This is a genomic window from Hyphomicrobium denitrificans 1NES1 (assembly GCF_000230975.2).
Lineage (GTDB): Bacteria > Pseudomonadota > Alphaproteobacteria > Rhizobiales > Hyphomicrobiaceae > Hyphomicrobium_B > Hyphomicrobium_B denitrificans_A.
Window position 1 is genome coordinate 3,744,140 of the sequence record NC_021172.1, and the last position, 23,737, is coordinate 3,767,876.

Here is a 23,737-nt window from a genome sequence, read left to right on the forward strand (position 1 = left end):
TTCGGAGGAGCAGACAACGCGCGTGATGGCAGAGCGGCAAGAACAGCTGGCGACGGATCGGGGCGGCAACGCTTCCGGGTCGGAACGCATGTGCGCCGTCTCGCGGCAAAGCCTTGATCCGAGTCACCTGATCCGGTTCGTGCTGTCGCCCGACGGCGCCGTCGTGCCCGATCTCGAACGGCGGCTGCCTGGGCGCGGCGTTTGGGTCGGATGCGACCGCAGGCTTGTTGAAAAGGCCGTTAAAGCCAATACGTTTGCGAGGAGCCTCAAAACACGGGCCGAAGTCTCGGCGGACCTCGCTGAGCGCGTCGATGCCTTGATGGTTAAGCGACTTGCGGGGACGCTATCGCTCGCCAATAAGGCCGGTTTGGCCGTTTCGGGCTTCGAGAAGGTGTCGGCGGCCCTGGACAAGGGGCCTGTGGCCGTCGTGCTGCACGGGGCGGAGGCCTCAGTGGACGGGCGATCCAAGATCGACCGGAAATTTAAAGCTATTCAAGGTTCTCGGGGCCTTGTGGCGCCGATCGTCGATGTTCTGACGGTCGATCAAATGAGCTTGGCCATTGGCCGCGGAAGTGTGGTACATGCTGCGCTCACACCCGGAGGCCTGTCGGATCGGTTTCTCGAGGAAGCGGAACGCCTGATGCGTTACCGATCTTCGGCGACAGAGACCGCCAATGTTTTTTCTGAAACGCAAAGCGAAGGCTGAACGGACAACGCATGACGGATTCGAACGACCAGACCGATAAGACCATTCGCGTCGGAGCGCGCAAGCCGCTGTCGCTGCAGCGAACGGTCGAGTCTGGGCATGTGCGGCAGAACTTCAGTCACGGGCGCTCGAAGTCCGTCGTCGTCGAGAAGAAGAAGACACGGAGGCTTAGCGGCTCCGGTCCGGAGGGCGGCGAGGTTGCGCCAGCGGCCCCAACGACGAGCGAAGCGCCTCCGCTGCCGGTCAAAGCTCCACCTGCTCCGGCAGCAAGGCCTGCATCGTCAAGCTCGTCACAAGCGCGGACACTTTCCAACGAAGAGCGCGCAGCGCGTGAGCGCGCGCTTGCTGCCGCGCGAGCGGAGGGTGCAAGCCGGGCCGTCGAAGCAGAGCCCGTGCGTTTCGAGCCGGTGCGTCCACCCGAGCCCGAGCCGCGCGTCGAGGAGGCTCCGGCACAGAATGCACCACCGGCCGCTACTGCGACGCCCCCCGCTGCGCCGAAGCCGGCGGAAGCTCCTCCGGCGCCTGTCGCACGCGAAACGGCAGCTCCGCGCGAACGTCGCGATAATAATGCACCTCAGTCCCGCGAGGGTGGACGTCCGCCGTTTCAACGGACGGGTGGCCGTCCAACGGGCAACACTGCTTATATGCCGCGTGAGGCTGGCCGTCCGCGCGAGATCGAACTGCCAGTGCCGCCACGGCGCGGCGCTGCTCCGGCCGACGCAACGACAATCGAAAAGCCGGTTCGCCCGCAGCGGCCCGTGGTTGCTCGCGAGCAAGTCGAGGACGACGACAGCCGCAAGCGCGGCCCCGGCGGCGCGAAGGTGCCGCGTCCCGCCGTCAAGACCAACGACGACGGCCGCCAGCGTCAGAAGCTGACGATTACGAACTTCGATCGTGAAGCACAGGTCCGCTCGCTCGCTTCGCTGAAGCGCAAGCGCGAGAAGGAAAAGCTGAAGGCGATGGGCATTCAGCAACCGCGCGAGAAGATCGCTCGCGAGGTCGTCATTCCGGAAGCGATCACGATTCAGGAACTGTCGAACCGCATGGCGGAACGCGCCGTCGATCTCATCAAGTATCTGATGCAGCAAGGCGCGATGCATAAAATTACCGATGTGCTCGACGCCGATACGGCGGAACTCATCGTGCAGGAATTCGGGCATACGCCGAAGCGCGTTTCCGAAGCTGACGTCGAAATCGGTTTCGTCGGCGAGGAAGACGCGGATAGTGCCGCGCTGGAGCCGCGTGCTCCCGTCGTCACGATCATGGGCCATGTCGATCACGGCAAGACGTCGCTGCTCGACGCAATCCGTTCTGCGAACGTCGTAGCTGGTGAAGCCGGCGGCATCACGCAGCACATCGGCGCTTACCAGGTGAAGGCCGCGAACGGCGATAAGATCACGTTCATCGATACGCCGGGCCATGAAGCCTTTACAGCGATGCGCGCGCGCGGCGCGAAGGTGACGGACATCGTCGTCCTGGTCGTTGCGGCGGATGACGGCGTCATGCCGCAGACGGTCGAGGCGATCAATCACGCCAAGGCCGCGAAAGTTCCGATCATCGTCGCGATCAACAAGATCGACAAACCGCAAGCCGATCCCAATCGCGTACGCACCGATCTCTTGTCGCAAGAGATCGTCGTCGAGAGCATGGGCGGCGAGACGCTCGAAGTGCCGGTTTCGGCGCTGAAGCGGACGAACCTCGACAAGCTGCTTGAGGCGATCCACCTGCAGGCCGAAATCCTCGATCTCAAGGCGAATCCGACACGAACCGCCGAAGGCATTGTCATCGAGGCGAAGCTTGAGCGCGGGCGCGGTCCCGTGGGTACGGTTCTCGTCCAGCGCGGTACGCTGCACGTCGGCGACATCATCGTCGCCGGTACGGCGTGGGGTCGCGTCAGGGCGCTGCTCGATGACCACGGCGCGAATATCGACTCTGCCGGGCCGTCGGTGCCGGCCGAAGTCCTGGGCTTCGATTCGGCTCCGGAAGCGGGCGATCAGTTCGCTGTTGTCGAAAACGAGGCGCGGGCGCGCGAATTGACGGACTATCGCGTCCGCAAGCGCCGCGAGACGCTGGGTTCTGCGGGCTCCAAGAGCACGCTTGAGCAGATGATGCAGCAGCTCAAAGATGCCGAGCGCAAGGAATTTCCGCTGGTCGTCAAGGGCGATGTGCAGGGTTCTGTCGAGGCGATTGCCGGTGCGTTGCGGAAGGTCGGCAACGATGAAGTCGAGGCGCGGCTCGTGCATTCCGGCGTCGGTGGCATCACCGAGTCGGATATCGCGCTCGCAGCGGCATCGAAAGCCGTCGTCATCGGCTTCAACGTTCGCGCCAACGCGCAAGCGAAGCAGGCCGCCGACAGCCAGGGCATCGAGATCCGCTACTACAACATCATCTACGATCTCGTCGATGAAGTGAAAGCGGCGATGTCGGGTCTTCTCGCTCCGACAAAGCGCGAGGTCTTCCTCGGCTACGCGACGATCAAGCAGGTCTTCAATATCTCGAAGGTCGGCAAGGTCGCGGGTTGTCAGGTTACCGAGGGCAAGGTCGAGCGTGGCGCCAAGGTTCGTCTGCTGCGCGACAACGTCGTCATTCACGAAGGCACGCTTGCGATCCTGAAGCGCTTCAAGGACGACGTGAAAGAGGTCGTCGCGGGTCAGGAATGCGGCATGTCGTTCGCGAACTATCAGGATATTCGCGAAGGCGACCAGATCGAGTGCTTCCAGGTCGAGACGATCGCGAGAAGTCTTTAATTGCTCGCGCAAGCTGTTCCGCGCGCTAAGAAGCGCGCGGGCTTGCTCCGCGAGGGCGCGGCTCGCCGCCGGCGGCCTTTGACCACCCGGCTCTTTGAGCCGAAGTGTTTATTTAATTCGAGAGAAGAGGCTGCACGCGGTCCGATCCCGCGGCAGGAAAGAAATGACAAGAAAGTCTTCGCATTCCGGCGCGAAAGCGCCGTCGCAGCGCATGCTGCGCATTGGCGAACTCATACGCCACAAACTCGCAGAGATGCTGTCGCGGGGCGAAATCCACGACGATGTGCTCTCGTCGCACGTCATTACGATCCCGGAAGTGCGCCTGTCTCCGGATCTTAAGCTGGCGACCGTTTACGTGATGCCGCTCGGCGGCAATGACGTGAAGCCCGTTGTCGAGGCGCTGACGCGCAACAAGAAATACATCCGCGCCGAAGTCGCGCATACGCTCAACCTCCGCTACGCGCCCGATCTCAGGTTCCGCGAGGACGAAACGTTCGAAGAGGCGACGCGCATCGACCGGCTGCTCGACAGCGAGAAGGTCAGACGGGATACGGGGAAATAAAACCAATGGGACGCCGCAAAAAGGGATTGCCGGTTCACGGCTGGCTCGTGCTCGACAAACCAGCGAACATGACGTCGACACAGGCCGTCGGCATCATACGGCGCGTATTCAATGCGCAGAAGGCTGGGCATTCGGGAACGCTCGATCCGCTCGCGACGGGTATCCTGCCGATTGCGCTCGGGGAGGCGACGAAAACCGTATCGTTCGCGGTCGATGGCGAGAAAGCCTATCGCTTCACCGTGCGCTGGGGCACGGAGACCGAGACGGACGACACCGAAGGCGCGGTGACGAAAACGAGCGATCAGCGTCCGGATCGCGCCAGTATCGAAGCACTGCTGTCGCAGTTTCACGGCGAGATCATGCAGGTGCCGCCTGCCTATTCGGCGATCAAGGTCGATGGCGCGCGCGCCTATGATCTGGCGCGCGACGGAGAGACGGTCGTGCTCGAAGCGCGGCCCGTCTTCATAGACAGCTTGCAATTGGTCGATACACCGGACGCCGCGACGAGCGTGTTCGAGGCGCGCTGCGGCAAGGGAACGTATGTGCGTGCCCTGGCGCGCGACATGGGTCGCCTTCTCGGCTGCTACGGGCATGTCATCGCTTTGCGCCGGACGCAGGTCGGCCCATTCGACGAAGCCATCGCGGTCACGATGGACGAGCTGATGGCTGCGTCCGATTCCGGCGACCCCGAACAGCTTTCGCGATTGCTGCAGCCTGTCGAAGCGGCGCTTGCCGATCTGCCGGAGCTGCTCGTGTCGCAGAGCGATGCGGCAAGTCTGGCGCGCGGGCAAACGGTTCTGATCCGGGGACGCGATGCGCCGATCCTGTCGGGGCCTGCTTATGCAACTTCCAAGGGGCGGCTTGTCGCGCTCGGTGAGCTTGCAAAAGGTGCGCTTCACCCCACCCGCGTTTTTAACCTCGGTTGATGTGTAAGCCTGCGACGTAGATGTAATGCATTGAAATTACAAGAGTATTTACATTGCAATTCAACCTCGCGTTTGTCTGAGGTTCGTGTATAAGTAGCGCCGACCGCGCGGGGTGCTCGCACTTTCGCGCGGCTTTCATTTGCGACCCCGCTGGACGACATCCCGGCCGTGGCCGCTTCGAGCCAACTCCCAATTCGAAAGGAACAACCGATGTCGCAGATCGCACCTCACCGCCGTGAGGCGAAAACGGCCATCATCAAAGACAACGCGACGAAGGCCAACGATACCGGCTCGCCGGAAGTCCAGATCGCAGTGCTGACCCACCGCATCAACGAGCTGACCGAGCATTTCAAGCTGCATAAAAAAGACAATCACTCACGCCGCGGGTTGCTGAAGATGGTCAGCCAGCGCCGCCAGCTGCTCGACTATGTGAAGAGCAAGGACAACGCGCGATATCAGAAGATCATCGAGAAGCACGGTATTCGCCGCTAAGCCGCGAAGTCGCTTCGCGTTCAAGACGGGGCCAACCCATGGCCGTACGTGCAAAGATCTAAAAGAAGAGAGCCGTCGGCGCCGTTGCGGTGCCGGCGCGACAGGTGCTCGCCCGGCATGAGGCCGGCGGGCAAGTCCGACCGAACAGAAAAAGCGAAAACGAAAGATCCAACATGTTTGATATCCATCGAGTCGAAATCGATTGGGGTGGCCGCAAGCTAAAGCTCGAAACCGGCCACTATGCCCGCCAGGCCGACGCGGCCGTGATGGCGCAATACGGCGACACGACGGTTCTCGCGACCGTCGTCGGCGCACGCTCCGTAAAGCCCGGCATCGACTTCTTTCCGCTCACCGTGAACTATCAGGAGCGCACCTACGCGGCCGGCAAGATCCCCGGCGGCTATTTCAAGCGCGAAGGCCGTCCGACCGAAAAAGAGACGCTGACGTCGCGTCTCATCGATCGTCCGATCCGGCCGCTTTTCGTCGAAGGTTTCAAGAACGAGACGCAGGTCGTCGTGACGGTGATGTCGCACGATCTCGAAAACGATCCCGATATCCTCGGCATGGTTGCCGCGTCCGCGGCGCTGACGCTGTCGGGCCTGCCGTTCCTCGGACCGATCGGCGCGGCGCGTGTCGGTCTCATCGGCGGCGAACTCGTGCTGAATCCGATGATCGATGAGATGATCGAGAGCAAACTCGATCTCGTCGTCGCCGGCACAGCCGACGCGGTGATGATGGTCGAATCGGAAGCGAAGGAGCTGCCCGAGTCGCAGATGCTCGAGGCCGTGATGTTCGGTCACAAGCACATGCAGCCGGTCATCCAGGCGATCATCAAGCTTGCCGAGAAGGCCGCGAAAGAGCCGTGGGACATCCAGATCCCCGACAAGGCCAAGTACGCCGGCGAGGTCAAGAAGCTCGCCGAGAAGACGCTCAAGCAGGCGTTCTCGACCAAAGAAAAAGGCAAGCGCCAGGATCTCGTCGGGGAAGCGAAGAAGGCAGTTAGCGAGGGCATCGCAATTCCTGCTGATGATCCGAATGAGAAAGTTCTGCTTTCGGACGCCTTCAAGTCTCTCGAAATGGACATTATGCGCGGCGACGTTCTGAAAACGAAGATGCGCATCGATGGTCGTGACCTGAAAACGGTTCGCCCGATCCTTTCGGAAGTTCGCGTTCTGCCGCGCACGCACGGCTCGGCGTTGTTCACGCGCGGCGAGACGCAGGCGCTTGTCGTCGCGACGCTCGGCACCGGCGAGGATGAGCAGTATGTCGACAGCCTCGAAGGGACGAAGAAGGAGCGCTTCCTGCTCCATTACAACTTCCCGCCTTATTCGGTCGGTGAAGTCGGACGCATGGGCTCACCGGGCCGCCGCGAGATCGGCCACGGCAAGCTTGCATGGCGCGCGATCCATCCGATGCTGCCGTCGCAGGAGGACTTCCCCTACACGCTGCGCGTCGTTTCGGAGATCACCGAATCCAACGGCTCGTCGTCGATGGCGACGGTCTGCGGTTCGTCGCTGGCGCTGATGGATGCAGGCGTGCCGCTCAAAGCACCGGTCGCCGGCATTGCGATGGGTCTCATCAAGGAAGGCGACGACTTCGTCGTTCTGTCGGACATCCTTGGCGACGAAGACCATCTCGGCGACATGGACTTCAAGGTGGCGGGTACCGCAAACGGCGTGACTTCGCTGCAGATGGACATCAAGATCACGGGCATTACGGAAGAGATCATGCGCATTGCGCTCGATCAGGCGCACGACGGCCGCATCCATATCCTGGGTGAGATGGCGAAGGCGCTGACCGGCGCGCGTGAAGAGCTCGGCGAGTTCGCGCCGCGCATCGAGACGATCAAGATCCCCGTCGACAAGATCCGCGAAGTTATCGGGTCGGGCGGTTCGGTCATTCGCGAGATCGTCGCGGAGTCGGGTGCCAAGATCGATATCGAAGACGATGGTACGGTGAAGATCGCATCTGCCAATCGCGAGTCGATCGAGAAAGCGCTGGCGCGCATTCGCGGCATTACGTCGGAGCCCGAGGTCGGACAGATCTACAAGGGCAAGGTCGTAAAGGTCATGGAGTTCGGCGCGTTCGTGAACTTCTTCGGTGCGAAGGACGGACTCGTTCACATCTCGCAGCTCGCGCCGGGTCGTCCGGAATCGGTTGGTGCGGTCGTGAAGGAAGGTCAGGAAGTCTATGTGAAGCTTCTCGGCTTTGATGATCGCGGCAAGACGCGGCTGTCGATGAAGATCGTCGATCAGACGACAGGCCAAGAAATTCCGCGCGCCGAGGGTGAGCCGGAAGAAGTTTTTGAGAGCCGCCCGCCACGTCGCGAAGGCAACCGCGGCGGCGGTCGCGGTGGTCCGCGCCGTGAGCGCGGCTGATGCAGCATCCAAAGTTGCCAACATGAAAGGAGCCGCCAAATCCGTTGATTTGGCGGCTCTTTGTTTCTCTATCGAACGTCTAGAACCAATAGCATTTGCCGTGCCTGCAAACGTGGTTCGTACATTGGACGCGACCAATGCCCTTCACGTGCTTGTGCCAGCCGTTCAGTCCCCGGCGACATTTGCGATGCCAGAAGTGCGCCTCCACGACGTTCGACGATTGTGCGCTTACGTCTTTGAGCAGGCTCAGCGGTGCGGGTGAGGCCGCGTTGGCGGATGCGCCCGACATCGCAACCCCCGCTGCGAGCGCAACGGTAGCCAGCCAAATCTTGCTGTTCATTGATTTACTCCTCTCCCCGAACTCCGGAGATTTATCTCCAGTTGGCTCTAACGGGGCAAGGCTAGCGTCGCCCAAAAGGACCGCCAACTGATCAATCGCCGAGAAATGAGATCGGCGCGCCGCTGTTGCAACTTAGCGTCTCATGCGCGTCCGAAAGCGGGGACGTCCGGCCAGAATACGCGAGCTTTTTTGCTGACTTCTGCGGGATCGCCAGTGGTCAGGAGAGTCAGCTTTCCGGATTCGTCGCCGTTCAAATAGTGAGGCCGGCGCGCAAGATAATCTTCAAAGCTGTCGGAAACGACCTCGGGCTGCGAGAGAATGCGCGTGAACGGCGGCAAGTGTTTGCGAAACAGATGCTCGACGAGCGGGAAGTGCGTGCAGCCGAGGATCGCACGATGCGGGGGCATTCCATCCGTTTCGTTCAAAAGCCCGGCGATGCCTGCACGCACGAGGTCTTCGAGGTGTGCCTCGGGCCGTTTTTCCTCGATAGCGCCTGCGAGTTCGGAGCAAACCTGCTGGACGACCGTCACCTTCGGGCAGCGCTTGCCGATCTCTTCGGGATAGACACCCGACATCACCGTCCGCGTCGTTCCGAATACGCCGATCGTGTCGGTGTTGTACTTCTGCGGATATTGCGGTGAGGTCACTGCCCAGGGCGTTTGCGTGGCGGCTTCGACGGTCGGCGCGACAATGCCGAGAACGTTGTGTGTCCCGGCCCGGCGGCTATGCGGTAGCCACTCCTGTTGCAGACGTCTGAGTGCGACGGCGGTTGCCGTGTTGCAGCCCAGGAGCACGAGCTTGGCACCGCGCCCGAACAGATCTTCGACGCAATCGCGGGTGTAATCGACAATCGCTTCCGATGGGCTGTTGCCGTAGGGCACGTGCGCATGGTCGGCCAGATAAACAAAATCGGCGGCTTTGAACCGCTCGATGAGGACACGCAGAACGGTGAGGCCGCCAAGCCCTGAATCAAAGACGCCGATCATGGCCCGAGTGTTTGCGATGCTCGGCGGCGGACGTCAACGGCTTCCAAGATCACTCCGCCGCTGCGGACGGCGAGGCGCTCGGACCCTTCGACTCGGTGTCGTGCTCTTTCAGGCTCTGCAGCGACGGCATCGAGACGGTGTTGTAGCCGCAGTCAACAAAGTGGACCTCGCCGGTAACGGCGCCGGACAATGGCGACAGCAGATAGAGCGCCGAGCCTGCGACCTCGTCGAGCGTCGGAGTTCTCTGCAACGGTGAATTATCGCGCTGGAAATTGAAGATGACGCGGGCGTCCGAAACGCCTGCGCCGGAGAGCGTGCGCATCGGTCCGGCCGAGAGCGCGTTGACGCGGATGCCCTGCGGTCCGAGATCGGCGGCGAGATAACGGACGGAGGCTTCGAGTGCGGCCTTGGCAACGCCCATGACGTTATAGGACGGCACCCAGCGGGTCGCGCCGCCGTAAGAGAGTGTGATCAACGCGCCGCCGTTCGGCATCAGCGCGGACGCGCGCTTCGCAATCTCGGTGAACGAGAAGCACGAGATCACCATCGAATTGATGAAGTTTTCGCGGGTGGTATCGGCGTAGCGCCCGGCAAGCTCTTTCGGGTCGGAATAGGCGAGCGCATGCACCACGAAATCCAGGCTGCCCCATTCCTGTTTGATGCGGTCGAAAACCCGATCGACGCTTGCCAGATCGAGAACGTTGCATTCCTCGATGATCTTCGAGCCAAGCGACTGAGCGAGCGGCGCTGCTCGGCGACCGAAGGCTCCGCCCTGATACGTAAACGCAAGTTCGGCGCCTTGGCCTGCGAGCACCCGCGCGATCCCCCAGGCGATGGAGCGATCGTTGGCAACGCCCATAACAAGACCGCGTTTGCCCGCCATGATCGGACCCGGCCTGGCGATATCGATGTCGGTCATTGGAAGCCTCGCTTTGTCACCAAAACTACGTCCGCGGACGTCGAACCAACCACTACCGCGCTTATATACTCTCATCGTGTGCCGCCAGCCTGCCGGTCGACGACAGACAGGCAAGGCGCAGGATCGCACCGTTACTCAGGCATCGTGGCGGCCGAAAATCAGAGTGGCATTGGTGCCGCCGAAACCGAAGCTGTTCGACATCACACAGTTAAGTTCGGCGTTGTCGATGCGACTCAGGGCGATCGGCACGTCCGCGAACGCCGGATCGAGTTCCTCGATGTTGGCGCTCTCGCAAATGAAGCCGTTGTTCATCATAAGCAGGGAGAAAATCGCCTCCTGCACGCCGATGGCGCCGAGCGAATGGCCGGTGAGCGATTTAGTCGCAGAGATCGACGGGATGTTGCTGCCGAACACCGCGCGAATGGCGTCGATTTCCTTGGCGTCGCCGACCGGCGTGCTGGTGCCGTGCGGATTGATGTAGTCGATTTTGGGGAGGCCCTTGCCGTCGAAGCCTTTGAGGGCGAGGCGCATGCAGCGCTCGGCGCCTTCGCCAGACGGCGCGACCATATCGTAGCCGTCGGAAGTTGCGGCGTAGCCTTTGACTTCGCCGTAGATCTTGGCGCCGCGGGCTTTCGCGTGCTCCAGCTCTTCGAGAACGACGACACCGGCGCCACCCGCGATCACGAAGCCATCGCGGTCTTTATCGTAAGCACGGCTGGCTTTTTCGGGCGTCGCGTTGAAGTGCGTCGACATCGCACCCATGGCATCGAAGAGATTCGACAACGTCCAGTCGAGTTCCTCGCAGCCGCCGGCAAACATGACGTCCTGCTTGCCCCATTGGATGAGCTCAGTCGCGTTGCCGATGCAGTGCGTGCTCGTCGCGCAAGCCGAAGCGATCGAATAATTGACGCCCTTGATCTGAAATGCCGTCGCCAGCGCAGCGGATGGTCCGGAGCACATGGCCTTTGGAACCTCGAACGGGCCGATCTTTTTCGGGCCGCCGGTTTCGAGCGTCGTCTCGGCGGCTTCCACGATGGCACGTGTCGACGGGCCACCGGAGCCGAGAATAACCCCCGTGCGTTCGTTGACGACGGTCGTCGGCTCAAGGCCGGCGTCGCGGATCGCCTGATCCATGGCGATCCAGTTCCAACCGACGCCGGGGTTCATGAAGCGCCGAGGTTTTCGCGGCACCATGCTTTCCCACTCGAGATGAGGCGCGCCATGGACCTGACATTTGAAGCCGAGGTCGGCGTACTTTTCGGCGCGCGATATGCCCGGCTTCGCCTCTCTCAGGGAAGCGAGCACTTCCTGAGTATTATTTCCGATAGAGGAAATAATGCCCATTCCAGTCACAACAACGCGCCGCATGCGCTCCTAATCTCCTGCGGTTTTTGCGTAGCCCGCGAGGCCATCGGGGCGGTGCGCAACGCTTAAGGGCCTTCGCTCGATTTGAGTAGGACCCTCAGATCCTTGGCTGTGTATATCACCTCACCGTCGGCTTTAAGGATGCCATCGGCTTCGGCGAGCTTCAATTTCCGGGCGATCACTCTTTTGATGTCTATGACATATTCAAGCAATTTGACGTCCGGCGTCACCTCGCGCGTGAACTTGACTTCGCCAACGCCCGAAGCGCGGCCTTGGCCGCTCAAGCCAAGCCAGCCGAGAAAGAAACCCGTCAACTGCCAGAGAGCATCGAGGCCCAGGCATCCGGGCATCACCGGGTCGCCCTTGAAATGGCAGGCGAACAGCCAATCGAGGCGTTCGTTTCCTGCGACTTTAAGCTCAGCGACGATCTGGCCCTTCCCGTGCGCGCCGGCGTTCTCGGAAATTGCTGCAATGCGGTCGACCATTAGCATTGGCGGCAGCGGGAGCTGGGCATTTCCAGGACCGAAAAGCTCGCCACGCCCGCAGGCCAAAAGATCGTCAAATTCGTAGCTCGAACGGCGCTCCGCCATGCAATCCCCTCGTCTCCTCCCGGCCAAGTGAGATTAATTTTAAATAATCCCACGCCGGTCACACGTCTGCGGCTCCTAACACAGCCTCGGCGTAACGCCTAGCACAGCCCGCTGTGGCGTTGTAACGACGGGATTTTGGACCAAATAACGTATTCTTGTCGCAAGTTGCGGGTTTTCAGGCATAAGATTATACTTCAATCTAACAGTGTGTTGCGCCGGGATAGGTGCAACGTGGGAACTTCAGAGCGATTGTTCAAACGGAAATGTCTGAGAAATTGCCGGCGGAGCCGGATGCCAGACCGATGGCCACGATACCAGGCATGCTACGGCAGGCGGGATTGCGCCCGACGCGGCAACGGTTGGCGCTCGGTCGCCTTCTGTTTGGAAGCGGCGACCGGCACGTGACTGCTGAGCAGCTGCATGCCGAAGTCTCGTCGCTCGGTGAACACGTGTCGCTTGCGACCGTTTACAATACGCTGCACCAATTCAAGAAGGCAGGTCTCGTGCGCGAACTCGCGATCGAGGGCTCAAAAGCCTACTTCGACACTAACACGTCGAACCACAACCACTTCCTGCTCGAGAGTAACGGCGAGCTTATGGACATTCCTGGAGACGCGATCCGCGTGGAGGGTCTGCCGCAGCCGCCGGAAGGTATGAAGATCACACACGTCGACGTGGTCGTTCGTCTTTCGAAGGACTAAGGCTATTAACCGACGAAGCGGTGGTTCGGCCCGGCCTCATTTGATCGTTTCGCCTTCGTATACGCCCCAGAGCTTCTTCTGCTCGATGTAGCCGCTGTAGGCATCGACCGTCACGCGGCACCAGCGTCCGTCACACGTATGGAGATCAGCGATAACGCCGGCCTCGACGTTGACGACGACGTTCGAACGCTCGCTGTCGTTCGCGTGAATCGGAACCAGCGGTGGTGTCGCGCTGGCCTTCCGCTCCCACGGCAGAACCAAGGCTGTCCTGCGGCCGGACAGAAATGATTGCAGGACCCATCCGGTAGCGCCTTCAGAATCGCGAACCTGACGCCAGCTTTCGTATTCCTTGACGATCTCAAGGGGCAGGCCGGCACGGCGATAAACCCAGCCGGTCGGATAATCGGTTCCGGGCCCGTTCCTGAGATTGACCCGATCCGATTTCAGGCTGACGAACCGTGGCACCGGCAGGCCGCTGCCTGAGGGGGTGGCCGAGGTCTCACCGGGCTGAGCGCCCAAGGGCGCGAGCGCTGCTACGAATATCATAGCAACGTACGAGAGAACGGCCACGAAAGGCCGTGGGCTACGGGCTTGCAGGACACGTTTCGAGCGAGAAAAGAGCGATGCGGTCATCTGAAGCGTTTCGCGAGCTTCTATTTGATGATGGGTTCAGAGATGAAGGGTAGTCGCGGCACATAGTGAATCAGCACTTTGTCTTCGCGAAGGCCATCTGATAGACACGGGGCCGCACTTTCTCAAGCGGGCACGCCCATTGGGCCGAATCGGTCGGCCTTTGTGCAACGGAAAGCGAATGCCAACTCCCACGAAAAAACCTGTCGTCGTCGTCACACGTAAACTTCCCGACGTCGTCGAGACGCGCATGTGCGAACTGTTCGATACCCGGCTCAACGTCGAAGACAAGCCGATGACTCAAGCACAGCTCGTCGAAGCGGCGAAAGCGGCCGACGTTCTCGTGCCGACCGTGACGGACCGCATCGATCGTGCCGTGCTGACGCAAGCGGGGCCGCGTCTCCGGCTGATCGCCAACTTCGGCACCGGCGTCGACAATGTCGATCTCGATACGGCGCGCAATCGCGGCATCCTCGTCACGAATACGCCGGGCGTTCTCACGGAAGACACCGCGGACATGACGATGGCGCTGATCCTTGCGGTGCCGCGCCGGCTTGCCGAGGGCGCGGCCTACATGCGCGATCCGGCAACGAAGTGGTCGGGGTGGTCGCCGACGTGGATGCTCGGGCATCGGATTTACGGCAAGCGCCTCGGGATCATTGGAATGGGCCGCATCGGGCGCGCGGTCGCGCGGCGTGCCCAAGCCTTTGGCCTGCAGATCCATTATCACAATCGCCGCCGCTTGCCGGAGGACGCCGAAGCCGAGTTCGAGGCGACATTCTGGGAGAGCCTCGACCAGATGCTGACCCGCGTCGACATCGTGTCGATCAATTGTCCGCATACGCCCGCGACGTACCATCTTCTTTCGGCGCGGCGGCTGCGGTTGCTCAAGCATTCGGCGTACGTGGTCAACACGGCGCGCGGCGAGGTCATCGATGAGAATGAGCTGGCGCGGCTTCTCGAAACGGGCGCGATCGCCGGAGCGGGTCTCGACGTCTTCGAAAACGAGCCGGTCGTCAACCCGCGGCTTCTTGCGTCCGACCGCGTCGTTGCGTTGCCGCATATGAGCTCGGCGACGATCGAGGGCCGCATCGACATGGGCGAAAAGGTCATCATCAACATCAAGGCCTTTGCCGACGGTCATGCGCCGCCCGACCGCGTGCACGTCGCGATGCTCTGATCTGGCAATCGCTTCAAGACACGGGCGCTGCTATTCGGCGGCGCAAGCGCTCCCGCCCGTCGATCGATGGATCGAGAGATCGGTGATTGTCGGCATCCGGCCTGACAGTGGATTATCGGGATCCCAGGGAATCGACACGACTTCGAAGCGGCTCGCCAGTACGTCGCAAATCAGGAGCCGCCCTGCGAGACTTTCACCAATCCCAAGGATTTCCTTGACGATCTCGGCTGCCTGCAGCGTGCCGATGACGCCGGCGACCGGTCCGAGCACGCCGACCTCGGCGCAATTCGCTACAAGTCCTGGGGGCGGTGCTTCCGGGAACAGGCAACGCAGCGTCGGATAGGGTGTGCCGTCGGCTTTCTTTTCGTACGGCTTGAATAGTGAAACGTATCCGTCGAATGCACCAAGCGTCGCGTAGGCAAGCGGACGTTTCGCGAGATAACACGCGTCCGCCACGAGATAGCGGGTTGCGAAATTATCCGAGCCGTCGGCTATGACGTCGTAACGGCCGATGAGGTCTAGGGCGTTTTCGGCGTTAAGTCGCTCGGCATGAACCTCGACGTTGACCAGCGGATTCAGGCGATGAATGGTATCGCGCGCGCTCTCGACCTTGAGACGTCCAGCATCCGTGTTGTCGTGAGCAATTTGACGCTGCAGATTATCGAGCGAGACGCGATCGTCGTCGATGATGCCGATGGTGCCGACGCCTGCAGCCGCGAGGTACATCAGAACGGGCGAGCCAAGGCCGCCCGCTCCGATGATCAACACGCGCGCTGCCTTGAGCTTCTGCTGCCCCGGTGCGCCGACGTCGCGCAGCACGAGGTGGCGCTTGTAGCGTTGCACCTCCTCAGCCGTCAGCGTCGTCATTGTCTTTGCCTTTCGAACCTTAGCTTCGCGGCTGCGGTTCGACGAACAGTTCGCTTGAGAAATAGCGCTCCGCCGACGAGGGCGCGAACGTCACGATCGTCTTGCCTGCGTATTCCGGCCTTTCCGCGACCGAGATCGCAGCCGCGACGTTGGCTCCGGTCGAAATGCCGCCAGGGATGCCTTCGACCTTTGCGACCATACGTGAAACTTCGAATGATGTTTCGCTGGAAACTGTCACGACTTCGTCGATCAGATCGGTTTCGAGGTTCACTGGAATGAATCCGGCCCCGAGGCCCTGGATTTTGTGCGGGCCTTTAGGCTGGCCGGAGATCACAGCGCTGGTTGTCGGCTCGACGGCAATGACTTTGAGGCCCGGAATGCGCTTTTTGAGCACGCGGCCGCAGCCGGTCAGCGTGCCACCGGTACCGACGCCGATCACCACGGCGTCAACTTTACCCTGCGTGTCGTTATAGACTTCTTCGGCTGTCGTTTTTTCGTGAACGAGAGGGTTTGCCGGGTTGCTGAATTGTCCCGGAATGACGGCGTCTGGTAGAGATTTCGCCAGTTCTTCGGCTTTCGTCAACGCGGCGGGCATGCCGCCCGGTCCCGGCGTCAATTCCAACTCGGCGCCAAGATGGGTCAGAATCTTGCGGCGCTCGATCGACATCGTTTCCGGCATCACCAGGATGAGGCGATAACCGCGTGCCGCCGCAACGAACGCCAAGCCGATGCCGGTGTTGCCGGAGGTCGGCTCGATCAGAACGGTCCTGCCGGGTTTGATGCGTCCTTCCGCTTCGAGCGCGTCGATCATGGCGACGCCGATGCGGTCTTTGACGGATGAGAGCGGATTGAAGAATTCAAGCTTCAGGAGAATGTCGGCCTTGAGATTTGCGGCCGCCTTGATTTTCGATAGTCGCACGAGCGGCGTATGTCCGATCGTCTCGTCGATACTCTCGTAGACGCGCCCTCGTCCCCACGTGCGCGTGGCAGCGAGTGTCTTGATCTCAAGCGTTTGTGTCATTGGCTTCTCTCGGTCTTCGTTGATCTGCTGTGAGCGCATATGGGATGTGGCGGCTGTTCTCGCAGTTTCGGGGCTGGTCCTCAAGTCCTCGAAGCTGCTAACAAGCATTTAATAAGCAAAGCACTTTTCCGTCTTAGCGGCTTCGCGTTCTTCCTTCTTGCGGAGATTTGGATTTCTTAGGAGGCGGCTTTTTCGTAACCGCGTTTTGTTTTTTGACCTTCATTGAGGATGAGCTTGTTTTCGTTCCGGTCGAACCGAAGCCTCCGGCTCCTCGTTTCGTCGCGGTGATCTTCGCAACTTCTTGAAGATCGACGTGGGTGACCGGCGCGACGATCATCTGCGCGATCCGTTCGCCACGTTTGATCGTGAAGGCCTCTTTACCGAGATTGATCAATATGACCGAGACTTCGCCCCGATAGTCGGAATCGATCGTGCCGGGGCTGTTTAAAACAGTAATTCCGAATTTCGCCGCGAGTCCGGATCGCGGCCTGACCTGAGCTTCATTTCCCGGCGGCAATTCGAAAATCAATCCGGTTGGGACGAGCACGCGGTCGCCCGGCAGGAGTATCACCGGGTTATCGGCAGGAACGGCGGCAACGAGATCGAAACCTGCAGCTTCTGCCGTTTGATAGGCGGGCAAGGAAAGATCTTCGGCGTGCTGCAAACGCCGGATATTGACCTTGGTTTTTACGGGCTGGCGGGGCCGGCTCATTCGGCGGCGGCTCGCTTCAGACTCGCCAGATGTTTGGCGGCGCGTTCGACGATTTTGGCGGCGACGTCGGCTTTGGTCATCTCAGGCCAGCTTTCAACGCCAGCACTCGTCAAGAGATGAACAGTGTTGCGATCGCCGCCCATGATGCCCGTTTGCGGCGATACGTCGTTTGCAACGATCCAATCGGCGCCCTTGGACTTCAGCTTCTTTTTCGCATGAACTAGGACATCGTGCGTCTCGGCGGCGAAGCCGACGACGAGGGCTGGGCGTCCTTTGCTCCTTTGCGCAATTGCTTTCAGAATATCGGGATTTTCGGCGAGGGACAGAGCTGGTGGGGCGTTCGAAGCGGACTTCTTGATTTTGGATACGCTCGGTGCGGCGACGCGCCAATCGGCGACGGCCGCTGCAAATATGGCGATATCGGCCGGAAGTGCGGCTTCGACCGCCTCAAGCATTTCTTTCGCCGTCGTCACGCGGACGACGCGAACGCCCGGCGGGTCGGCGATCGATACCGGGCCAGATACAAGCGTGACGTCCGCGCCAAGCTTTGCCGCTGCCATGGCCAGCTCACACCCTTGCTTTCCCGACGAGCGGTTCGCGATGTAGCGCACCGGATCGATAGGTTCGTGGGTCGGTCCGCTCGTGATGATGACGTGGCGTCCGGCGAGAGGCTTATTTTCAGAGCCGGAAGAAAAATGGTTTTCGATGGCGGTGAGCAGGTCTGGCACTTCAACGAGCCGTCCGGGCCCGGCTTCGCCGCGCTCCGCCATCTCTCCGACTGCAGGACCGATGAAACGGATGCCGTCGCGCTTGAGCTGTTCGACGTTGCGGCGCGTCGCCGGATTGAGCCACATGTGCGGGTTCATTGCCGGCGCAACGAGCACGGACTTGTCCGTTGCGAGTAGGATCGCGGTCGCGAGGTCGTCGGCGTGTCCGCCCGCCATACGCGCGATTAGGTCGGCGGTTGCCGGTGCGGCAATAACCAGATCGGAATCGCGAGCCAACCGGATGTGTCCGATCTCACGCTCGTCATCGAGATCGAAAAGATCGGTAAAGACACGTTCATTGGTCAGCGCCGCGACAGAAAGGGGTGTGACGAATTGCTGGGCAGCCTTGGTCATCACGACACGAACGTGATGGCCGCGTTCTCTCAGGCGCCGGATGAGATCCAGGCACTTGTAAGCCGCGATGCCGCCGCCGATGATCAGTAAAATCCGTTTCGCCGAGGACAACTCTGTAAAGCCCTATGAGGACGCAAGAGGCCAAGACTTTATCATATTCCGGCCGGCCGGAAGTTAAGGCAGTTGAGGCGACAACCGAGCCTTGCGCGCGATTCTGCATGACCCAACGGCACCATCCCGCCTATATCCGCCCTAACCATTCCATTTTGGAGGCGTCACCCATGCGCTTTAGATTTCTGCTTTTGAGCTTAATGGCTCTACTGCCTGCCGCGGCCCACGGTCAGGGGGCCACGAGCAAGGGCGTCACCGTCGCGAACGCTTGGGCGCGAGCGACACCGGGCGGTGCAACCATCGGCGCGGCCTTTCTCGAAATCCGGACGGACAAGAATACCTCGGACCGGTTAACCGCCGTTTCGTCGTCCGTCGCCGACAAGGCCGAGGTTCATTCAAGCTCGATGCAAAACGGGGTCATGAAAATGCGCCGCCTGGACGCGATCGATCTGAAGCCTGGCGAGACGTTGGTTTTGAAGCCGATGGGGGACCACATCATGCTCTTCGACTTGAAGCAGCCCCTGAAGGAAGGCGATACCGTCGATTTGACGCTGACCTTCGAGAAAGCCGGTCCCATTGGTGTCAAGGCGGGTGTCAAAGGGATGGCGGACATGGGTCCGCAAGGGGTCCACCATCATTCCGGCGGCAACATGGACTCAATGTCGCATGACGGAATGATGTCACCTGATCAAACGCACGGCGACATGCATCATTGAGAGCATTCTCCGTGATCGGACTTTCCGCGAGTGCGACGAATTTTTTATGTCGCGCGGTTACTTGACGCAGAGCGAATGATGGTACATGGTGCGCGCGCTCACGACGGCCGGACCGGTCGTGGGTTTCAAACAAAACGAATAAAGGTCCAAGTCTAGGGACGAAACTATTGGGGTGGTGCGCTTGGCGCGCCGCCCCAATTCAATTTTGGCCTTTGCTCGCGTCCTAAAGGCGCGCTCAGAGCGCGACACGTGTCCTGCAGCGGACAACCTTCGGTGACGCACGTGCAGTGTGTGCCTAACTCGCCTTTCCCGGCGACTATCGCCAAAATTCTGCACACCTCGCGCCCAGCCGCCTTGATCGGGGCGTCTTTCTCGCGGCAATAACGCCCGCTGTTAGGCTACCATCCGAGCAGAAGGGGAGAAGATGGGCCGACAAGGGGACATCGCTGATGCCAGCCGACCCTCACGCCGCCTCATCCTGGCGAGCGTGGCGATCTGGCTCGTCGTGGCGCTTGCGCTGCCGCTTTCGGCTCTGACTCTCAACTTCTTCCGTCTCGGTGGTTCTCCGCTCGGCTTTTGGATCGCTGCTCAAGGCGCGTTGATCGCGCTCGTCGTTCTCGCGTTCGTTTACGCCTGGCGCGCTGGAGGCCGTGCCCCTGCGGAAAACATTTGGTCGAGTTTGGCATTCGCAGGCGAAGCCGTGGGTGCCGCGACGCTCGTCGGCTTCACGGGATACATCGCAGCTATCGGATATGACGCTCTGGCGTTGCCGATTGGGCTTATTGCAGGCCTGACGTTGCTTGCGATCCTCATCGCTCCGCGGTTCGTTCTTTACCCGGTGCGGTCTATCGGCGGTTTTTTTGCCGTTCGATACGGCGGGAATTCCGCGCGCCGACTTGCCTTGCTGATTGTGGCCGCGGCGACAGCGGTTCTGCTTGCCGCCGATCTGAAAGCGGGTGCCTATGCTTTGCAGAGTCTGGCGCGAATCGAATTTCCGGAAGCTGTGACGGCACTCGTTTTTGGTGTGGCCGCCGTCTGGCTGGTTGGCCGCGTGCTGGCGGTGCGAAAACTTGCTGGCATCGGTTTTGCGGCGATGCTCATCGGGCTGATCATCACGCTTGTGGCGATCGCGGCACGTGCCCGAGGCTGGACCATCCCGCATCTGACGCTTGGAGCGGCGCTCGAAAATCACCTCAACCTCAATATGACGCTGGTTGTCAATCGCCTTGCCGACGTCGATGCGCTGACGCCGATGACCTCGCCCTTCCTACAGCTTTCGATGCGAAATTTTGCGGGACTTCTGCTCGCCGTTGCGCTCGGCGTGGTGGCGGCTCCGCATCTTCTTGGGCGGCATGTTTCGCAATCGGTCGTCGCGCCGGGAGGGGCGGTGCGCCGTACGGCGTTGGCGCTGATCGGGGTTGCTGTCGTCGTAGCAAGCCTGCCGCCGCTTGCCGTTTATAGTCGTGTCGCTTTCGAGACGGTGCTGGCTAAGGGCATCGAAGACGCAGTCATTCCCAATAAGTTTGCCGAGGCCAGCGAACTCGGATGGGTCAAAATCTGCGACAGGAATTCGGGCAACGTTGCCGACCTTGCTGCAGCGTGCGCCAAGGCACCCGAGCAGCGCGGATTTCTAAGGCTCCAGGATCTCACATTCTCGACGGACGGGTTCGTCGTCGCTGCGCCGTTCATGGCGGGTCTCGATCGTTTCTTGCAGTATCCGCTGCTATTGGCCGTTCTGATTGCGACGCTCCTAATGGGCCATGCGCTTCTCGCCAGCCTCGTCGATGCCGATGCGGAAGTCAGAAAAAATTCGTCACAACGAGATTTGGATTTTCGTTCAGCGACAATCGGCGCCAGCGTGCTTGCGCTGGGGGCCATTATCGCGAGCGTGTCGACGATCGGGAGCGGCTTGCTTTTGGCGGAGGGATTCGCATTGCTCGCTGCCGGTCTTTTCGTGCCGATCGTTCTAGGCCTTTATTGGCGGCATATGAATTCTGCGGGCGCCGTCGCCGCAATGGCGGCGGGTACGTTCATTGCAGCGGCTTATCTGCTCGGTGTCCACGTCTGGCCGGTCGAGTTCTTCCGAATCTCCGGCGGGCTGTCGGATGCGGGAGCCGAAGCGGTGCAGAGATTTGCCGACCTCGATACGGCTGTCACTCTTGCGGTCGATCCACAGTCACAGGCGGCGGCGTGGACTGCTTTGCGGGAGCACGCGGCAACGCTTGCCAACTGGGGTGGGTTGAAGCCCGCCGCGATCGTACTGGTGGCGGTGCCGCTCGGGTTTGTCGTTGCGATTGCTGTCAGCCTTCTTGTCCGGGATCGAAAGACGGCGCGTCCCGCGCGCTAAGCCTTCGCGCACGGAGCCGAGTCATCTAAGCTCGTTTGTAGACGGACGATGCGGAGCGGCGTCAACGGATGTCGTACGAGATCTACGATCTGGTCGTGATCGGCGGCGGCATCAACGGCGCCGGCATCGCAGCCGATGCTGCGATGCGCGGGTTGCGCGTGCTATTGGCTGAAGCCGACGATTTGGCAGGCGCGACGTCGTCGGCGAGCTCGAAGCTCATTCACGGCGGGCTCAGATATCTCGAGCACTATGAATTCCGCCTCGTCCGGGAAGCATTAGCGGAACGCGAGGTTCTGCTCGCCAAGGCGCCGCACATCATCCGGCCGATGCGTTTCATTCTGCCTCATGTCGCGGGCATGCGGTCGAGAGCGTTGATCAGGGCCGGACTTTTCCTCTACGATCATCTCGCAACGCGCAGAACATTGGGCGGATCGCAGGCAATCGATCTCGGCGCCGACCCTGCGGGTGCGCCGCTGGCGTCCAACCTGAAGCACGGGTTCAGCTACTGGGACTGCGCGGTCGACGATGCACGTCTCGTCGTTCTCAATGCCATTGCTGCGCGCGAGGCGGGTGCGCGCATCGCGACGCGAACGCCGGTTCGCGCTCTTCGTGTCGAAGGCGGGCTTTGGATCGTGACGCTTGGCGACGAAGCTCGTCACGTGGCGGCACGCGCCGTTGTCAATGCGGCGGGCCCTTGGGTCGGTGATGTGGCGCGGCTGCGGGGATCGTCCGGCGCGCGAACGGCGGATGTCCGGCTGATCAAGGGTAGCCACATCGTCGTTCCGAGAATTGCGGGTGCGTGCGACGCGTACACCTTGCAAAACTTCGATGGCCGCGTCGTGTTTGCATTGCCTTTCGAAGCCGACTTCACGCTGATCGGTACGACTGAACAGCCGCAGACGCAAAATCCACGCATGGCGAGCGTGACGGCAGAGGAGGAAACCTACCTTCTCGACGCCGCAAATCGGTATTTCCGCGTTTCGCTGAAACGTGAGCAGATTATCTGGCGATTTGCAGGCGTCCGGCCGCTCGACGATGACGGCAGCGACAACGCTTCTGCGATTACCAGGGATTATCGCCTCGTCGTTGAATCCGATGGGACGCCACCGATCCTGCATGTCATCGGCGGGAAGATCACGACCTATCGAAAGCTCGCGGAATCGGCGCTCGATCTTCTTGGAGCATACTTTCCGGCAGCGGGTTCGTGTTCGACTAAGACTGCACCGCTTCCCGGCGGCGATTTCGAGGGTGGCACGTTCGAAGCGTGGTTCGACGATTTCGCTCGCACCAATGCCGGTTTTGGAAGAAACACGCTGCTGCGGCTTGCGCGCCGGTATGGCACGCAAACAGCCCGTGTCATCGAGGGCGCGTTATCGGAACGTGATCTTGGGAAAGATTTCGGCGCGGGTTTAAGCGCCGGAGAGATCGCGTATCTCAAATCCGAGGAATGGGCGGAAACGGCCGACGACATTCTCTGGCGGCGGACGAAAACGGGCCTGCACATTGCTCCGGAGGCGCGTTCAAGCGCCGCCGATGCGATACAGTCTTACCTTGATACGTCGTGAGCGTCTCGCGCTTGGGATCACATCAAACGGCGGCGCTTGGCGCGAAGTGCGCACGTCGCCGGACAGACGGACTCGGGGCACAACAACTGGTTCGCCTTGCGAAGCGCTGCGGCGAGGGCCTGAGCGCCGTTGAGCGTGTCGCCGATGTCATCCGAGCCGATCAATGCCGCCGCCGAGGCCGTCAACGCCTGGCGCTCGTCGTGTTGACATGCTGCGATGATCGAAATTGCCAGACATTCGTCACGGCAGAAGCTGCGGCAGCCGGACGGTGAAATTTCGATGTCGCGCTGGGCGTTGGCTTTGACGGCGCGAACGAATTTGGACAGGTCGAGAAGCAGGGCTTTCGCGTGCTCCGGACCGAGAATACCTGAGAACGAGTTCCAGGCATCTTCCCAACACTTGATGTCGCCCGTCGAAAGGCCCGCGAGCCAGCATCGAAAGCCGACGCCGACGAGTCGCTCGGGCGCTTTCGCGGGGAGCGGCACGACTTTCGCTGTCGGACGCGCCGTATCGGTTCGGGTGCTCAGTGAAGAACTAGCCATGAAAGCGTTCCTCCGTCGGCTGAGCCGGTCGAGGAAGACGGCTATTCGCGCAACGGAGCGCGCAAGAAATTCGTTTCATCATCTGCTCCAATATGCGGGGTTCAAGGCCCCGGTATCGGGTTGGCGCCGGTCGTTGACGCGCGATGCCGCTGCGGCACCGTAGGTGTGTGCTAACCTGATCGGAATGTGCGGGTCAACCGTTAGCGAACGGAC

21 protein-coding genes and 1 pseudogene are annotated in these 23,737 nt (G+C 61.1%); 11 read left to right on the forward strand and 11 right to left on the reverse strand.

The genetic code is table 11. The annotated features are described in order from the left end of the window. Nucleotides 1-25: 25 nt before the first annotated feature. The 6 genes from HYPDE_RS18035 to pnp all read left to right on the forward strand — a co-directional run bounded on the left by HYPDE_RS18035 (nt 26) and on the right by pnp (nt 7,811). Nucleotides 26-706, forward strand: a complete 681-nt coding sequence (locus HYPDE_RS18035) for an RNA-binding protein (protein WP_015599997.1) — start codon at nt 26-28, stop codon at nt 704-706. 11 nt (nt 707-717) lie between these two features. Next, nucleotides 718-3,453 carry a translation initiation factor IF-2 gene (gene infB / locus HYPDE_RS18040; protein ID WP_015599998.1) on the forward strand — a complete coding sequence of 912 codons (2,736 nt, stop codon included), beginning with the start codon at nt 718-720 and terminating at the stop codon, nt 3,451-3,453. 163 nt (nt 3,454-3,616) lie between these two features. Next, nucleotides 3,617-4,015, forward strand: a complete 399-nt coding sequence (gene rbfA / locus HYPDE_RS18045; protein WP_015599999.1) for a 30S ribosome-binding factor RbfA — start codon at nt 3,617-3,619, stop codon at nt 4,013-4,015. A gap of 5 nt (nt 4,016-4,020) precedes the next feature. Further along, nucleotides 4,021-4,941 (forward strand): tRNA pseudouridine(55) synthase TruB, encoded by a 921-nt coding sequence (truB, locus tag HYPDE_RS18050; protein ID WP_015600000.1) that lies wholly within the window; start codon nt 4,021-4,023, stop codon nt 4,939-4,941. Nucleotides 4,942-5,151: 210 nt separating this feature from the next. Then, nucleotides 5,152-5,433: a 30S ribosomal protein S15 gene (gene rpsO / locus HYPDE_RS18055; RefSeq protein ID WP_015600001.1), complete on the forward strand. Its 282-nt coding sequence runs from the start codon at nt 5,152-5,154 to the stop codon at nt 5,431-5,433. A gap of 173 nt (nt 5,434-5,606) precedes the next feature. Then, nucleotides 5,607-7,811 carry a polyribonucleotide nucleotidyltransferase gene (gene pnp, locus HYPDE_RS18060; RefSeq protein WP_041321501.1) on the forward strand — a complete coding sequence of 735 codons (2,205 nt, stop codon included), beginning with the start codon at nt 5,607-5,609 and terminating at the stop codon, nt 7,809-7,811. A gap of 79 nt (nt 7,812-7,890) precedes the next feature. Here the strand turns inward: pnp and HYPDE_RS18065 are convergent, their stop codons facing one another. The 5 genes from HYPDE_RS18065 to fabA form a co-directional block, all read right to left on the reverse strand. Next, nucleotides 7,891-8,151, reverse strand: a complete 261-nt coding sequence (locus HYPDE_RS18065; RefSeq protein ID WP_015600003.1) for a hypothetical protein — start codon at nt 8,149-8,151, stop codon at nt 7,891-7,893. 140 nt (nt 8,152-8,291) lie between these two features. Continuing rightward, nucleotides 8,292-9,137, reverse strand: coding sequence for a glutamate racemase (locus HYPDE_RS18070; protein WP_015600004.1), 846 nt, complete (start codon nt 9,135-9,137; stop codon nt 8,292-8,294). 49 nt (nt 9,138-9,186) lie between these two features. Further along, nucleotides 9,187-10,056 carry an enoyl-ACP reductase FabI gene (gene fabI / locus HYPDE_RS18075; protein ID WP_015600005.1) on the reverse strand — a complete coding sequence of 290 codons (870 nt, stop codon included), beginning with the start codon at nt 10,054-10,056 and terminating at the stop codon, nt 9,187-9,189. 135 nt (nt 10,057-10,191) lie between these two features. Continuing rightward, entirely contained in the window at nt 10,192-11,424 is a 1,233-nt protein-coding gene (gene fabB / locus HYPDE_RS18080; RefSeq protein WP_015600006.1) for a beta-ketoacyl-ACP synthase I, read from the reverse strand. A 62-nt stretch (nt 11,425-11,486) separates the two neighbouring features. Beyond that, the gene (gene fabA / locus HYPDE_RS18085) at nt 11,487-12,011 is read right to left on the reverse strand and encodes a bifunctional 3-hydroxydecanoyl-ACP dehydratase/trans-2-decenoyl-ACP isomerase (protein ID WP_015600007.1); all 525 of its coding nucleotides are present in this window, start codon (nt 12,009-12,011) and stop codon (nt 11,487-11,489) included. Nucleotides 12,012-12,274: 263 nt separating this feature from the next. Here fabA and irrA point away from each other — a divergent pair, with 263 nt between their 5' ends. After that, the gene (gene irrA, locus HYPDE_RS18090) at nt 12,275-12,712 is read left to right on the forward strand and encodes an iron response transcriptional regulator IrrA (protein WP_015600008.1); all 438 of its coding nucleotides are present in this window, start codon (nt 12,275-12,277) and stop codon (nt 12,710-12,712) included. Nucleotides 12,713-12,748: 36 nt separating this feature from the next. On the opposite strand, the gene HYPDE_RS18095 is transcribed toward irrA, so the two are convergent. Further along, entirely contained in the window at nt 12,749-13,258 is a 510-nt protein-coding gene (locus HYPDE_RS18095; RefSeq protein ID WP_144061316.1) for an SH3 domain-containing protein, read from the reverse strand. A gap of 265 nt (nt 13,259-13,523) precedes the next feature. Between HYPDE_RS18095 and HYPDE_RS18100 the strand changes: the two genes are divergently transcribed. After that, nucleotides 13,524-14,522 (forward strand): 2-hydroxyacid dehydrogenase, encoded by a 999-nt coding sequence (locus tag HYPDE_RS18100; RefSeq protein ID WP_015600010.1) that lies wholly within the window; start codon nt 13,524-13,526, stop codon nt 14,520-14,522. A gap of 30 nt (nt 14,523-14,552) precedes the next feature. Here HYPDE_RS18100 and HYPDE_RS18105 read toward each other — a convergent pair whose 3' ends face one another. The 4 genes and pseudogenes from HYPDE_RS18105 to coaBC form a co-directional block, all read right to left on the reverse strand. Next, nucleotides 14,553-15,389 (reverse strand): HesA/MoeB/ThiF family protein, encoded by an 837-nt coding sequence (locus tag HYPDE_RS18105; protein WP_015600011.1) that lies wholly within the window; start codon nt 15,387-15,389, stop codon nt 14,553-14,555. A gap of 19 nt (nt 15,390-15,408) precedes the next feature. After that, nucleotides 15,409-16,410, reverse strand: a complete 1,002-nt coding sequence (gene cysK, locus HYPDE_RS18110; RefSeq protein WP_041321503.1) for a cysteine synthase A — start codon at nt 16,408-16,410, stop codon at nt 15,409-15,411. Nucleotides 16,411-16,654: 244 nt separating this feature from the next. After that, nucleotides 16,655-17,122 (reverse strand): annotated as a pseudogene (dut, locus tag HYPDE_RS18115) (dUTP diphosphatase); the annotation flags it as partial. Continuing rightward, nucleotides 17,119-18,354 carry a bifunctional phosphopantothenoylcysteine decarboxylase/phosphopantothenate--cysteine ligase CoaBC gene (coaBC, locus tag HYPDE_RS18120; RefSeq protein WP_015600014.1) on the reverse strand — a complete coding sequence of 412 codons (1,236 nt, stop codon included), beginning with the start codon at nt 18,352-18,354 and terminating at the stop codon, nt 17,119-17,121. The gene coaBC and the pseudogene dut, both read right to left, overlap by 4 nt. 170 nt (nt 18,355-18,524) lie before the next feature. Here coaBC and HYPDE_RS18125 point away from each other — a divergent pair, with 170 nt between their 5' ends. From HYPDE_RS18125 to glpD, 3 genes are all read left to right on the forward strand, one after another. Continuing rightward, a complete protein-coding gene (locus tag HYPDE_RS18125; protein WP_041320644.1) occupies nt 18,525-19,070 on the forward strand; it encodes a copper chaperone PCu(A)C in 546 nt (181 codons plus the stop codon). Between the two features lie 424 nt (nt 19,071-19,494). Continuing rightward, entirely contained in the window at nt 19,495-21,417 is a 1,923-nt protein-coding gene (locus tag HYPDE_RS18130; protein ID WP_015600016.1) for a sodium:solute symporter family transporter, read from the forward strand. 68 nt (nt 21,418-21,485) lie between these two features. Further along, the gene (glpD, locus tag HYPDE_RS18135) at nt 21,486-22,982 is read left to right on the forward strand and encodes a glycerol-3-phosphate dehydrogenase (protein WP_015600017.1); all 1,497 of its coding nucleotides are present in this window, start codon (nt 21,486-21,488) and stop codon (nt 22,980-22,982) included. A 17-nt stretch (nt 22,983-22,999) separates the two neighbouring features. Here glpD and HYPDE_RS18140 read toward each other — a convergent pair whose 3' ends face one another. Continuing rightward, nucleotides 23,000-23,524: a hypothetical protein gene (locus HYPDE_RS18140; protein ID WP_015600018.1), complete on the reverse strand. Its 525-nt coding sequence runs from the start codon at nt 23,522-23,524 to the stop codon at nt 23,000-23,002. Between the last annotated feature and the right edge of the window lie 213 nt (nt 23,525-23,737).